The organism is Roseibium limicola (assembly GCF_017313085.1).
GTDB classification, from domain to species: Bacteria; Pseudomonadota; Alphaproteobacteria; order Rhizobiales; family Stappiaceae; genus Roseibium; species Roseibium limicola.
Genome location: NZ_JAFLNF010000001.1, coordinates 752956 through 767370, shown reverse-complemented (window position 1 = coordinate 767370; position 14415 = coordinate 752956). Strand labels below are relative to the sequence as shown.

At 58.0% G+C, this 14415-nt stretch carries 10 protein-coding genes; 6 read left to right on the top strand and 4 right to left on the bottom strand.

Features of this window, described 5'->3' with window-relative positions:
* Positions 1-17 precede the first annotated feature (17 nt).
* Genes J0X15_RS03345 through J0X15_RS03335 form a run of 3 tightly spaced genes read right to left on the bottom strand, consistent with a single transcriptional unit; the run spans position 18 to position 2178 of the window.
* Positions 18-1241 (bottom strand): CaiB/BaiF CoA transferase family protein, encoded by a 1224-nt coding sequence (locus tag J0X15_RS03345; protein ID WP_206938172.1) that lies wholly within the window; start codon positions 1239-1241, stop codon positions 18-20.
* Positions 1242-1252: 11 nt separating this feature from the next.
* The gene (locus J0X15_RS03340) at positions 1253-1729 is read right to left on the bottom strand and encodes a MaoC family dehydratase (RefSeq protein WP_206938171.1); all 477 of its coding nucleotides are present in this window, start codon (positions 1727-1729) and stop codon (positions 1253-1255) included.
* Entirely contained in the window at positions 1726-2178 is a 453-nt protein-coding gene (locus J0X15_RS03335) for a MaoC family dehydratase N-terminal domain-containing protein (RefSeq protein WP_206938170.1), read from the bottom strand. Before J0X15_RS03335 ends, J0X15_RS03340 begins: the two co-directional genes overlap by 4 nt.
* Positions 2179-2333: 155 nt before the next feature.
* On the opposite strand from J0X15_RS03335, the gene J0X15_RS03330 reads away from it, so the two are divergent.
* Complete coding sequence (locus tag J0X15_RS03330; protein WP_206938169.1) at positions 2334-3242, top strand: LysR family transcriptional regulator; 909 nt, start codon at positions 2334-2336, stop codon at positions 3240-3242.
* A gap of 53 nt (positions 3243-3295) precedes the next feature.
* Here J0X15_RS03330 and J0X15_RS03325 read toward each other — a convergent pair whose 3' ends face one another.
* Entirely contained in the window at positions 3296-3772 is a 477-nt protein-coding gene (locus tag J0X15_RS03325; protein ID WP_206938167.1) for a hypothetical protein, read from the bottom strand.
* A gap of 661 nt (positions 3773-4433) precedes the next feature.
* On the opposite strand from J0X15_RS03325, the gene J0X15_RS03320 reads away from it, so the two are divergent.
* The 5 genes from J0X15_RS03320 to fdhF all read left to right on the top strand — a co-directional run bounded on the left by J0X15_RS03320 (position 4434) and on the right by fdhF (position 14318).
* Positions 4434-5810, top strand: a complete 1377-nt coding sequence (locus J0X15_RS03320; RefSeq protein ID WP_206938165.1) for a sigma-54-dependent transcriptional regulator — start codon at positions 4434-4436, stop codon at positions 5808-5810.
* 3 nt (positions 5811-5813) lie between these two features.
* Positions 5814-7772: a sensor histidine kinase gene (locus J0X15_RS03315; RefSeq protein ID WP_206938163.1), complete on the top strand. Its 1959-nt coding sequence runs from the start codon at positions 5814-5816 to the stop codon at positions 7770-7772.
* A 246-nt stretch (positions 7773-8018) separates the two neighbouring features.
* Complete coding sequence (locus tag J0X15_RS03310) at positions 8019-9722, top strand: OFA family MFS transporter (RefSeq protein ID WP_206938161.1); 1704 nt, start codon at positions 8019-8021, stop codon at positions 9720-9722.
* A gap of 94 nt (positions 9723-9816) precedes the next feature.
* A complete protein-coding gene (locus J0X15_RS03305; RefSeq protein WP_206938159.1) occupies positions 9817-11496 on the top strand; it encodes an NAD(P)H-dependent oxidoreductase subunit E in 1680 nt (559 codons plus the stop codon).
* A complete protein-coding gene (gene fdhF / locus J0X15_RS03300) occupies positions 11493-14318 on the top strand; it encodes a formate dehydrogenase subunit alpha (RefSeq protein ID WP_206938157.1) in 2826 nt (941 codons plus the stop codon). The genes J0X15_RS03305 and fdhF overlap by 4 nt, the downstream gene beginning before the upstream one ends.
* Positions 14319-14415 lie beyond the last annotated feature (97 nt).

Here is a 14415-nt window from a genome sequence, read left to right as displayed (position 1 = left end):
GTTCGTGACCCTGCTCTTTATGAGTTTTTCTGAAATGCGGAGCCGAAGGCGCCCTGCGACGCCATTCGATCAAAGTCTTGCGGGGGCAGGCCGCTCGCCACAAGGACGGTGCGGGTATGGGCGCCAAGGGCAGGGGCTGACCGGAACGGGATCTCGTCCACTTCAGACATGCTGAACGGCATGCCGACGGATTTGCGGCCACCATCCTCCTCCGGTTGGGTCAGGAAGCCGCCAATTGCCTCGAGTTGGGCATCATCGGCAGCTTCGCCGACTGAGTTGACCTTGGCGACATTGACCTTGGCATCGCCCAGAACCTGCACCAGCTTGTCGACCGGCCACTGTTGAGTGACACCACTCAAAAGCCCGACCAGCAGATCACGGTGCTTTTGTCGGTTCGCGATGGTGTCGAACTCCGGCCGCACCAACCGGTCCGCGTTCAGCGCTTTGGCGCAGCGGTCCCACATCTGATCACTTGGAGCGATGATGACAGCATAGCCGTCCCTTGCAGGAAAAACTTGATTGGGGACCGACAGATGATTGGCGGTGCCCATGCGGCTGCGTTGTTTGCCCGTCAGCCAGTACTCCGAGTAGAAGTAGTTCATCAGGTGGGCGGAGCTGCGTAACAGTGAGGTCTCGACAAACTGACCACGACCAGTCCGCTCTCGATGAAAAAGAGCAGACATGATGGCTGTCGAAAGCGCCATTCCCGCATGCAGGTCAATCGCGGCGGTGCCAACACGTACAGGGGGGCGGTCGGCTTCTCCCGTCAGATGCAGCAAGCCAGAGTGAGCCTGAAGCGCGAGATCGTTCGCGCCGATCTTGGCCAGATCGCCGACGGGGCCATAGGCGGAAAATTCACCGTAGATCAGACTCGGCTGTAAGACCCTGAGATCCTCATAGCCAAGACCGAACTTCTCCATAGTTCCGACACGGAAATTATGCAGCACCACGTCGCAGGTGGACACGATCTGACGTGCGGCTTCACGGCCTTCTTCGAGGGCCAGGTTGATGCCAACCGACAGCTTGTTTCGATTGAGAGCGTGGAAGGAAGGGCTGACACCCCCACAGGCCTCCAACTCTTCGGCATTGCAACCGTAGTAGCGCGCTTCGTCGCCGCGTTCGGGTTCCTCGATCTTGATGACCTCTGCACCAAGGTCAGCAAGAATCTGGGCACAGGCAGGAACCGCGAAAACGCGTGAGAAATCAGCAACACGAATGCCCTTGAGGATCTCAGTGGTCATGGTGGTTCCGCTCATTCGGTGATCAGGGTGTGGGCTTCGCCAATTGTGACTTTCTGGCCTTCGGGGGTTTCGCACCAGATGTCCATCTTGCACAAAAGGCCATCCGGCTGTGTCTCTAACGTCGTGATGAGCGCACATGATCGTAGCTGCATGTCCTCATAAACAGGCGCGATGTATTTGGTGCGCAGCCGTCCTTTTTGGGCAAACTGAGGCCCGAAGATGTCGGTCATCAACGCCAGCAGCCAATTGGTAGAAACCATGCCGTCGGCGATGATCCCTGGCAGGCCTTGTTTGAGCGCATACTCATCATCGTCGTGGATCGTCGGGCCGCCAAAGTGCGGCTTGCCATCACTTTTGACGGCAGTCTCCTGAGCATCGACATACCAGCGCATGCGCTCACGTGTCATCGAACGGAATGGCGAGTGGATTGTCCGGCCAACGGCAAGGTCTGTCTTGGCGATCCCGGGGAGGCGTGGATGTAGTGTCATTGGGTCTGGCCTCCATGTTCCTCGGCCTGGCGATAGGCGAGAATGACCGTGTCGCGGTAGGTTATCAGGCGTTTGCCCGTCGCCTTTTCGCGCAGATCGATCTCGGTAATCACGTAAGTCCGTCCCCGCTTCTCAAAGCGGTCCGTGACCTTGCCGGCGACCTCAACTTCCGTATCGACATGGATGTAGTCGTGAAAGTCAGCATCGAACTCTACATGCAGGCGCGCCGAAGGGCCCGTCCCTTCAGGACAGGCGGCCTCATAAAGCTTCAGCTTGTCCAGATGAACCAGCGTCGGGGGAGCGATCGGTTGGTCAGTCCCCAGAAATGCCTCCTCCGTGATTTCCACCGAATGACAGTACTCGCGCACAGTGAAGGCAGAGACGACGTAGTCTACCGGACCGAGCTGGTCACCCTTGTCCAAATCGCTGACAAATCGGCCCGTGGCCATGGCTTCCCCCGTATGGTCTTGATCTTGAAGCCGAGGGTACAGTTGCCATCAAACGATGGATAGAAGCGGTTCTAAGCAGCATCTTTTTGTAAAATGAAAAGATCGCGCAAATGAAGTAGGGTAAGGGATAAGGATCGGAAAGAAGGAATTTGGCAGTGGAATGGCTAAAGTCGGTCAAGGTATTCACGAGCGTCGTGGAGTATGGATCCTTGTCTGCGGCAGGGCGTCAGCTGGGCCTTTCTCCGGCGTCTGTCTCGCGGCACATCAATGATCTTGAAAACGGGCTGGGAATCCGGCTGCTGAACAGAACCAGTCGTCGCCTGAGCCTGACAGAAGCAGGCCAACTTTATTGCGACAAGGTGGAGAACATTCTCGGCCAAATCGATGAAGCCGAGCGCTCTGTCGTTCAACTGCACACGGTCCCTCGGGGCACCTTGCGCGTCCATTCGAGAATGGTCTTCGGTCACCAATATCTCGTGCCGTCGCTGAAGAAGTTTTTCGACAAGTATCCGGAAATCAAGATCGACCTCCAAATGTCAAACTTTCCGGTTGATATTATTGCCCAGGGTATCGATATCGATATCCGCATGGGCAAGCTGGAAGATTCCTCCCTTGTGGCGCGAAAGCTTGCCAATTCGGATCGCATTCTCGTTGCGTCGCCCAGCTACCTGGCGGCCTCTGGCGTCGCCGAAAAACCCGAAGATCTCTACGAGCACAGCTGCCTGACCTATCGGTTGAATATGGGCATGCCCGTCTGGCGGTTTCGTAAGGATGGTCAGGCCGACACGGAAATTCCGGTGCAGGGCTGCTTTCAGTCGGACAACGGGCAGGCAATCTTGCGCGCAGCGCTGGATGGTCTGGGTATCGCTATGATGAACGAATGGTCTGTCCAGAAACACCTGAAAGATGGCAGCCTTGTGCACATTTTTGACGACTACAAGGTGAGCTTCAGCGAATTCGAAAATGGCGTCTATGCCGTCTTCCAGAAGAGCCGGCACCTCCCACTCAAGATTCGCCTTTTCATTGACTTTATAACCGAAGAATTCCGCGAATTGCTTCAGTAGGCAGTTTGGAGGGGCCGCAGAGGCAGTGATCGCTTGTTTTGAATGTCTTCTCGCTAGTGGGAGAACCTGATGCGTTTCTTCTGCAGGGATGTTTGCTTGGGATGTGTGGGCTTGGCCAAGTCGTTCAGGCAATCCGCAAGGCTTTCCATGCTCGCCAGAAAACGCTCGGGCCGTTGTCCTTCGCAGAGGATGACGGCATGGGTCTGGCGGGCGAGTCCGTCGCCCCGGCGTTGCGCCTTGAGCAGGCTCATCATCTGCAGTTCATGATCCGACAATGTGTGCCGGCAGCAAGAGCAGGCTGGATTTGTGAAGCTGTAGGTTGTCCTGCGGCTGATCCGCAAAGCGCTCATAACCTGCATCGTCGCCATACCGATTCTGGGCCCGCAGGTTGGGCCGAATTCGTGCGTGCATGTCTCAAAGGCCTGTTCCCAGGCCATGCTGGCGGGGTCGGCGTAGGCAATGCAGAAAAGTCGCAAGGTTTCGAGCACCTTAAGCTCGTCGGGATTCAGGCCCACTGCCTGAACGGGCACGCGATTTCGGTCGCCATGAGGCGACTGAGGGCCGGGTTGCGGGTTGTTCTGCGGATGTCTGCCTGTCGCCACTGTCTTGTCCTAAGCCTTTGTCGGCCTGCCAATAATCTCTATTCACAGCGGAGCTGAGTAAGCAAAGCCTGCGGTGGGGAACGAGTTTGGCTGAGCGGACTTCTGTTTCCGCCTGGCTTTTGCGCGGCGATTGGAACTGCTGCGCAGGTAGCGGGGAGACCCTGAAGTCATCTGCCCCCTGCGATACGTATCAAATACATGAATATAATTGTCAAGTTTATGCTGAACAAGTATTTTCAACGCAGCGCAATGTGCTGATGGAACAGCCAGAGGCGAGCTGGGGGTGGAGGCCTCCTGGTTTTTTTTAAGGTGAATGTCAGATGCACATAGACTGCCGCCTGGTCATCTTTGCCAAGGTTGATACCAGCACAACCTCAGGATGATTGGAGGCGCGATGGAAATATAGATTGTTCAAAAAACTGGCTATGCCAGCAAACAATACTGACAGAGATTTGCATTGGGAGGAGAAGATGCAGTTCATGACGGTGGTATTATTGGGCAGTAAGCACGAGGGCGGAGTAGCCTGCTCAAGGTTTATTCGTGGTCGCGTGTCGCATTCGGCGTGGGTCGACGGTTGGTGGGGCTGACGATGCAAGCTTCACCGAGCGTTCAAACCGGCCATGACGCGCCGGATCATTTCGAGGCGGACCTGGCCGAGGCACGCGTGCTGATTGTCGACGATGAGATTGGCATGCGAAACTTTCTGCAAAAGACGCTGCAGGGGCGTTGTGCGCGGGTCGATGTCGCCGCGGACGCAGAGGAAAGTTCGCGCCTTTTGGACCTCTACACCTATGACGTCGTGGTGCTTGACAACATCATGCCGCGCCAGAGCGGTGTGAACTGGCTTGGCGAACAGCAGCGTATCGGGTTCTTCGCCGACGCAATCCTGATGACGGCCTATGCCGATCTGGATACGGCAATTGCTGCGATCAGGGCCGGTGCCTCCGACTTTCTTCTGAAGCCCTTTCGCTCAAACCAGATCATCAATGCCATTTCGCAAAGCCTCAAGCGGGCACGCTTGCGCCGGCAAAACGCGATTCTGAGTTACGAGCTGGAGGCCGGCAAGGATCTGGTGCGGCATCGCGAGGCTTTGCTTGGGACATCCCCGGAAATCCAGGCCGTGCGTGAGTTGATCAAGCGGGCGGCGGCGACACCGGCGCATGCGGTCATTCGTGGCGAGGTCGGCTCGGGCAAACAGATTGCTGCCCGCATGCTGCATTCCCACTCGCCGCGGGCAGAACGGCCTTTCATCTGGCTGCAATGTTCCGGAATGAACGACGAGTTATTCCAGAACCGGCTGTTTGGGCGGGTTGAGGCCACCGTCGACGGGGATCAGTCGATCGACGGCATGTTGCTGAACGCCATGGGGGGGACGTTGTTTCTCGATGATGTGGAGTTGCTCTCTTCCAATTGCCAGAACATGCTCGTCGAGATGCTGACCACCGGAAAGTTCCGGCCTCTGGGGGCCGAGCGAAGCCTGCCGCTGGACATGCGGATCATCTGTTCGAATGTCCGCCCCTTGCGTCAGGCAGTCGAGGAACGCAGTTTTCGGGCGGACCTTTTTTATCTTCTCAATGTCGCCGAAATCTATTTGCCGCCGTTGCGTGAACGTCCGGAAGATATTCTGACGATCCTCGACTTCTTCACGGAAAGCTTCGCCGCTCGTATGGGCAGTTCTGCTCCTGAAATGAGCCCTGCTGTCAGGCGCAAGATCATGGCGCATCCCTGGCCGGGCAATGTTCTGGAGTTGGGGAACTACGTTGAACGGGCTCTCATTCAGCGAGATTTTGCCTCGGCGCTGGGCGGATTTGCCCTCACGGATGAAAATGAAACCCTGGCCACGGTGGAACGACGGCATATCTTGAGTGTGTTGGAATCCTGCGGTGGTAACCGTTCGGAAGCCGCCCGGCGTCTGGGTGTGGCGCGCAAGACGATCGACAGGAAATGTCAGGCCTGGGGCGTTTAGACGATGCGCTCCGTTCGCCTGAAACTTCTGCTGTTGGCGCTTTCACCGCTTGTCGTTCTGTTGCCGCTGCTGCTCGGCGTGACAATGATGCGCTGGATCGACAAGTTCGACGAATTGTTGATTGCCAAGGTCGAAAGTGATCTGCGCATTGCCGGGCAATATCTGGGGCGACTGGAGGACGGCCTGGCTTCCGATATTTCTGCTTTGGCACGGTCGGTCGGTTTCGCCGCCGCACGGCACACGCAGAATGATGAGTTTGCGCGTTTCTTGCGCGATGCTCAGGACGATATGGGTGTCGATTTTCTGCTGTTCGCCGGCAACGGTGTCGGTGATCTGCCGGTCTCCTTTGCGGCAGTGGCAGCCGCAGCAAGACCCGAACAACCGAGCGCCTCGCTGGTTCTGTTTTCGGAGAGCGACTTGCAGGCTCTGTCGCCCGAGTTGGCGGAGAGGGCGCGGATTGCCCTGGTGCCGACCGAAGCGGCCCGGGAGATCGACCGAGACGTGGAAACGCGCGGGATGGTTCTGCTGGCCGCCCATCGTGACAGCGAAGACGGATCGGTTCTCGTCGGGGGACGGTTGCTCAACCAGAACCTCGATTTCATCGATACGATGAATGATCTGATTTACCGCAACGCGCATGGTGCCGATGTGCGGCAAGGAACGACCACGCTGTTTCTGGACGATGTTCGCATCAGCACCAATGTCAGGCTGTTCGCCGGAAACAGGGCCTTGGGAACACGCGTATCGGAGGCTGTCTGGCAGAAGGTCATGCAAGGGGGCGAGATCTGGCTGGACCGGGCTTTCGTGGTCAACGACTGGTACGTTTCTGGCTATGAGCCAATCAGCGACATCAGCGGAAGCAGGATCGGCATGCTCTACACCGGGTTTCTGGATGCACCGTTTACCACCCAACGCAACGAGATGGTCCTGTCGCTGATCGCGGCCTTCATCGTTGTGGCCGGTTTGACGATTCCGCTGTTTCTGCATCTGGCGCGCGGGATCTTTGCGCCGCTTGAGCAAATGACCAAAACGATGGAGCTGGCCGAGTTGGGTGGGCTGGACGCGCGGATCGGACCGGTGAAGGCTCGCGACGAGATCGGGACGGTGGCTCGCCATCTGGACCGGCTGCTCGATCAGGTCCAGGAACGCGACGAGGAGTTGCGGGGATATGCCGACAATCTGAACGAGCTTGTCGACCAGAGAACGGAAGAACTGCGGGAGGCCAACCGCAAGCTCGAGGCGACATTCGCGCAACTTGTCATCTCGGAAAAGCTGGCCTCGATCGGCGAAATTACCGCCGGTGTTGCGCATGAAATCAACAATCCTGTGGCGGTCATTCAGGGCAATCTTGAGGTGCTGAAGGCTGGTCTTGGGCCAATCGCGGCAGAGCACCGAACGGAACTCGATCTGATTGATGCGCAGACCCACAGGATCAACATCATCGTTGGCAAGTTGCTGGACTTTACCCGGTCAGGAGAAATGTCGGAGGCGGATGCCCTCGTCGATGCGCGTCAGGCCATCGAGGATGCGCTCGTGCTGGTCACTGCGGATCTGCGAAAGCATTTTATCGAGACGCTAACGCACCATGAGCCGGCGCCAATCATTCAGATCGTTGAAACCGAATTGCAGCAAGTTCTGGTGAACCTGATGATAAACGCGGCACAGGCAATGAAGAATGGAGGTCTGCTGACGATCAATACCGGGCCCAAGACACGAGAGGGGCTTTCGGGCGTCGAGATTTCGATTCGCGACACGGGCGAGGGGATTAGCGCCGACAAACTCGGCAATGTCTTCGACCCGTTTTTCACCACGAAACTTGCAGAAGGCACGGGATTGGGCCTGTCGATCAGTCAGGCGCTGATTACCCGCGCCGGTGGATTGATCTCTGTGGAGAGCATAAAGGGGGAAGGCTCACATTTTTCTGTGTGGCTTCCTGCTGCGGTCAATTTGTCCGCCGCTTGAAGGGAAGCAGCCTCCAGTTTGGACATTTTGTCCCTCGCACTCGGAGGAATTGAGGTTTCCTGGGACTATCTGACCTTTTTGCGATGCAAGAAAGCTAGATTAAGTCATTGATTTATAAAGTAAATAAAGGTTGACACAGAATGTCCGGCAAGGCGTGATCTCCTCGTTGAAATGCCGCATATAGCCCAGGGCCGCCTGACTGGCTCGGACCAAGCTGAATTCCCTGCGGCACATGGGAGGAGTTAAATGTCTAATTCATCGGGGGGCGCTCTGGATTTCCTGAAAAAGGAAAACATCATTGCTCCAGAAGGGTACAACCGCTGGCGTGTGCCACCGGCTTCTATCGCGATCCATCTTTGCATTGGGTCTGTTTATGCCTGGTCTGTCTTCAATCCACCTCTGACCCGCGAGCTCGGTGTTGTCGCATCTGCGGCGGAAGATTGGTCCTTGTCCTCCGTGGTTTGGATTTTCTCCGTGGCTATCGTTTCGTTGGGGCTTGCGGCGGCCTTCGGCGGAAAATGGCTGGAAAAGGTCGGACCGCGCTATGTTGGTGTGGTCGCTGCCACCCTTTGGGGCGGTGGCTTCTTGATCGGCTCGCTCGGGATCTCTTCCCATCAGCTCTGGCTTGTCTATTTGGGCTACGGTGTTCTCGGCGGGGCAGGTCTAGGTCTGGGCTATGTCTCCCCGGTCTCAACGCTGATCCGATGGTTCCCTGATCGACGAGGCATGGCCACGGGGATGGCGATCATGGGCTTTGGTGGCGGAGCCATGATCGGAGCGCCCCTGATCCAGTGGTTGTTGGAGCTTTTTCAAAAAGCACCGACTTTCCTCGGAGCGGAAGGCGCAGTGGCGCTGGTTACGGAAGGCGGAAAACGCTTTGCGGAAACCGCGTCGGGCAAGATCGAAGTTGTCGTGGCAACCGTTGAGCAGGCAGCAACCTTCGGCGGAGAGGCTGGCGTTTACGTGGTCGGATCCGGCAACACAGGTGCAGCATCGACGTTCATGGCGCTGGGCATCGGCTATTTCATCGTCATGATGATCGCTGCCTTCCAGTATCGGGTTCCGCGCGAAGGCTGGAAGCCGGCGGGATGGGTGCCGAAACCTTCCACATCCGGGCTGGTGACACGCAACAACGTTCACATCGATCAGGCTTTGCGGACACCGCAGTTCTGGCTGTTGTGGATTGTGCTGTGTTTCAACGTGACGGCCGGCATCGGCGTGATCGGCGTTGCCAAGACGATGATCAACGAGATTTTCGGAGATCTGGCGCTCGTCACCGCAGCCTTTGCCGGGACTTATGTTTTGATGATTTCCGTCTTCAACATGGTTGGCCGTTTTATCTGGGCCTCCACGTCGGACTTTATCGGGCGCAAGAACACCTATCACTGCTTCTTTGTGCTGGGCACGCTGTTGTATGTGTCGATCCCTTACTGGGCCGGCATGGGCGGGACAGGGGCCTTGTTCGGCTTCTATGTCGCAACCATGGTCATCTTCACGATGTATGGCGGCGGCTTCGCCACGATCCCGGCCTATCTGGCCGATATCTTCGGCACGATGCATGTCGGTGGTATCCATGGACGGTTGCTGACCGCCTGGTCCACAGCTGGGGTTCTCGGACCGTTTGCCATCACCTATCTGCGCAATCTGTCCAAGGACAATGCCATCGCGGACCTTGCTTCCAAGGTTGACCCGGCCGCATTTGCAGAGAAATTCGGCGCTCCGCTGACCCAGCTGAATGAGCTGGTCGCAGCTAAAACGGTGACGATTGCAGGCTTGATGGATATCGTACCCGCAGGTACGGTCGACCCGACGTCTTCGCTCTACAATACGACGATGTATTGCATGGCGGCACTGCTGGTCATAGCCTTCTTCGCGAACCTGATGGTCCGCCCGGTTGGCGAAAGACACCATGTAGAAAAAACCCACCCGGATGCGGTTGCAGCCGAGTAAGAAGCCAGCGCGGTCGGGGCACGTCCCGACCGCGTATATCCCAGGGACCTGAGGGTTCTTTCAGTGCCAGTGAGAGTTCGCGAGACCCGCTCCGATGGATCAGATTACTCCAGAAAAATTCAAGCGGCGTGACCCGTCGCTACCCAAAGGCCGCCAGATCAGCGACGACGAGGTCGAACGGATTACCGAGTTGCTCGGCGACCTTCTGCCGCGCAAGGACTTGCTGATTGAGGCCTTGCATATCGTTCAGGACACTTACGGCCACGTGTCGGCGACGTCGATGGCAGCTCTTGCAGAGTTTTTCCGCCTGTCCCAGGTCGAGGTCTATGAAGTCGCGAGCTTCTACCATCACTTTGATGTGGTGAAGGAAAACCAGACGCCGCCCGCACCGCTGACCATACGGGTCTGTGACGGACTGTCGTGCGAAATGGCTGGCGCGAAAAGCCTCATCGAAAGTCTGCAGCAAACCATGGGCGAGGATATCCGGATCCAGCCGGTGCCCTGTCTCGGACGTTGCGATTTTGCGCCCGCGGCTCAGGTCGGCAAGCGTTCGGTTCACAAGGCCACGGTCGAAATCCTGTCGCACGCGGCCACTCAGCCAGTGGCACCCCTTGTCCCCGATTATGAAACATACGCCGATTACCGCAGCAACGGTGGATACGAAGTGCTGCAGCAGGTGCTGGACGGGACTATCTCGCCCGACGCTGCAACAGCCACCATGTCGGATGCCAATCTGCGCGGCCTCGGTGGCGCGGGATTTCCCGCTGGCCGCAAGTGGGGCTTCGTGCGCGGCTATCCTGGTCCACGTCTGATGACGATCAATGGCGACGAAGGTGAGCCGGGTACCTTCAAGGACCGGTGGTGGCTGGAAAGCAAGCCGCACCGCATGCTTGAAGGCGCCCAGATTGCGGCTCGCGTTGTCGGCTGCGAGCGGATCTATATCTACATGCGGGACGAATATCCTGCGGTGCATGAAATCCTGTCCCGTGAGCTGGCTGCGCTTGAGGCCTCTGGCCTTGCCCTTGTGCCCATGGAAGTGCGCCGGGGTGCCGGCGCCTATATCTGTGGCGAAGAAAGCGCGATGATCGAGTCGATCGAGGGCAAGCGCGGGTTGCCCCGCCACAAGCCGCCCTTCATTGCGCAAAAGGGTCTGTTCGGCCTGCCGACGCTGAATCACAATATCGAAACCGTGTCGTGGATTCCCGATATTCTGCGCAATGGCCCAGACTGGTTCAAAGCCAAAGGCTGGAACGAGGCTCACAGTGGCCTGCGCTCTTTCTCCGTGTCTGGACGCGTCGCGCGCCCGGGCGTCAAGATCGCCCCTGCGGGCATTCCTCTGATCCGGTTGATCGAGGACCACTGCGGGGGAATGACCCCCGGGCATGAGTTCAAGGCTTTCCTGCCGGGTGGTGCATCCGGCGGTATTTTCCCGGCTCATATGGCAGACAGGGCCATGGACTTTGGAACATGGGAGAAAGAGGGCGGATTTCTCGGCTCTCATGCCGTCGTCATCCTGTCCCAGGAAGATAGCGTCCGGGATGCGGTTCTCAACACCATGCGCTTTTTCAAACACGAAAGCTGCGGCCAGTGTACGCCCTGCCGATCAGGGACGGACAAGATGGTGCGGATGCTGGAAGCCCATGAGCAGGACGAGCGCCTGTTCAATGACCTTCTGATGGTCATGGGTGACAGCTCGATCTGCGGCCTGGGTCAGGCGGCGGGCAATTGCGTCAAACATCTGATGAAACACTTCCCCGAGGAGTTCACGTCATGAGCCTGGCAGACATCGAAACCCAGACAGTCGTTTTCACGCTTGACGGTGAGACCGTTACCGCCGGTGAAGACGAAACCATCTGGCAGATCGCTAAACGTCACGGCACGACGATCCCACATCTGTGCTGGAAGGACGCGCCGGGCTACCGCTCGGATGGCAACTGCCGGGCCTGCATGGTCGAGATCGAGGGTGAACGGGTCCTTGCGGCTTCCTGTAATCGCAAACCGACCCCAGGGATGGTTGTCACTACAGCCAATGAGCGGGTGAACAAGAACCGCGAAATGGTGTTTGAGCTGCTGGCGTCCGACATGCCAAATCGAGAGGTCAGTCCGGATCCTGAGAGCCATTTCTGGAAGCAGGTCGAACAGGTCGGATTGGATAACCCCCCCCGCTTTCCGAGCGGACGGCCGGGTGCTGGCAAGGATATACCGGTCGACAGTATCTTCCATGACGCCTCGCATCCGTCGATTGCGGTCAATCTGGATGCCTGTATTTCCTGCGGATTGTGCGAGCGCGCCTGCCGGGAAGTCCAGGTCAACGATGTCATTGGTATGGCCGATCGCGGCACCGCCGCCATCCCGGTGTTCGACATCGGTGATCCGATGGGCCTCTCCACCTGTGTCGCCTGCGGTGAGTGTGTTCAGGCCTGCCCGACGGGTGCGCTGATGGAAAAAACCTTGCTGGACGACACCGCCACCCGGCGAGAGACGTATGCGGACGCGGTCAAGCCGTCTGTTTGCCCGTTCTGTGGCGTGGGTTGTCAGACCGAGGTCAGTGTTAAAGGCAACGACATCATCAAGGTTGATGGCCGACAGGGACCGGCGAACCGGGGCAAGCTTTGCGTCAAGGGCCGCTTTGGCATGGACTATGTCATGAGCCCGGAGCGCCTGACCCGCCCGCTGATCCGACGTTCGGACGTGCCCAAGGACGCGCACGCCCGCATGACGTTCAGCGATATTTCTGATGTCTTCCGGGAAGCCTCCTGGGAGGAGGCGATGGCATTGGCGGCCGGCGGTTTCAACACGGTGCGCGACCGGGATGGTGGCCATGCGATTGCCGGTTTCGGCAGCGCCAAGGGCACCAACGAGGAAGCCTATCTGTTCCAGAAATACATTCGGCAGGGGTTCGGCACAAACAATGTCGATCACTGCACACGCCTTTGCCATGCGTCTTCGGTGGCTGCCCTGATGGAAGGTGTCGGGTCCGGCGCGGTGTCAGCGCCTTTCACGGCGGCCGATGACAGCGACTGCATCATGGTGATCGGGGCCCGACCCGAACAGAACCATCCGGTTGCGGCGACTTATCTGAAGCAGGCAGCCAAACGCGGTGCCAACCTGATGGTGTTCGATCCGCGTCGTCAGGGATTGATGCGACACGCCACGCATCCCGTGGTCTTCAAGCCCGGCACCGACGTGCCGATGCTAAACGCCATGATCCATACGATCATTTTCGAGAAGCTTTACGATATTCAGTACATTCAGGCGAATACCGAGGGCTTTGAAGCGCTGAAGGAAAAGGTCAAGGACTTCAGTCCGGAAGCCATGGCGGAGATGTGCGGTGTGGAGGCCGAGTATCTGCGCGAGTTGGCCCGGACCTTCGCCCGATCCAGCAAGTCGATCATCTTCTGGGGCATGGGCATCAGCCAGCATGTCCATGGCACAGACAATGCCCGTTGCCTGATCGCACTGAGCCTGATCACCGGCCAGATCGGGCGACCAGGCACCGGGCTGCACCCGTTGCGTGGCCAGAACAATGTTCAGGGCGCCTCGGACGCAGGTCTCATTCCGATGGTCTATCCGAACTACAAGTCCGTCGAGGATCCTGACATTCGCGGCAAATACGAAGATGCCTGGGGCCGCAGTCTCGATCCGGCCAAGGGATTGACCGTGGTCGAGATTATGGGGGAGGTCGAGGCTGGCAACATCAAGGCGATGTATGTGCAAGGGGAAAACCCTGCCATGTCGGATCCGGACCAGAACCACGCCCGCAAGGCGCTGGCAACGCTTGAGCATCTCGTCGTGCAGGATATTTTCCTGACTGAAACTGCATGGTTTGCCGACGTCATTCTGCCGGCCTCTGCTCAACCCGAAAAACCAGGGACCTATACCAACTCCAACCGTCAGGTTCAGCTGGCCCTTCCAGTCAGGCAGCCTCCGGGAGAGGCGCGGCAGGATTGGGAGATTATGGTCGACATGGCACGGCGTTCCGGGCTCGACTGGAACTACTCGGGTGTTGGCGAAGTCTATACGGAGATGGCAGCGCATATGTCGTCGCTTGACAATATCTCCTGGAACCGGCTGGAGCGCGAAGGCATGGTTTGCTATCCGGCCAAGACTGAGGATGGACCGGGTGAGGAAATCATCTTCTACTCCGGGTTTCCCACCGAGAGTGGTCGCGCAAAGCTGGTGCCGACCGACCTGGTGCCGCCGGACGAATTGCCGGACGATGCCTTCCCCATGGTGTTGACCACGGGGCGGATGCTGGAGCATTGGCACACGGGCGCCATGACCCGGCGGGCCACGCATTTGAATGCGCAGGAAAGCGAGGCTGTCGTCTCGATGCATCCGAAGGATATCGGGCGTCGAGGGCTGACACGCGGTCAGCAGGTGGTTGTTGAAACCCGGCGTGGCGAAGTTACGCTGACTCTGCGTGCTGATCGCGATGTGACGCAAGGGATGCTGTTTATTCCCTTCTGCTTCGTCGAAGCACCGGCGAACTTCCTGACCAATCCTCAGCTGGATCCTTTTGGCAAGATCCCCGAGTTCAAGTTCTCCGCCGCCCGGATCCGGTCCGCAGGAGCTGCCGCAACGTCAGAGCACTGAGTGAGAGCCAAAAGTCATGCAGTGTAAGGATTGGATTGAATAGGCCGCAGTACTGACAATCAAAGAAAAGCCCGCTCGGTGAAATATCCGGCGGGCT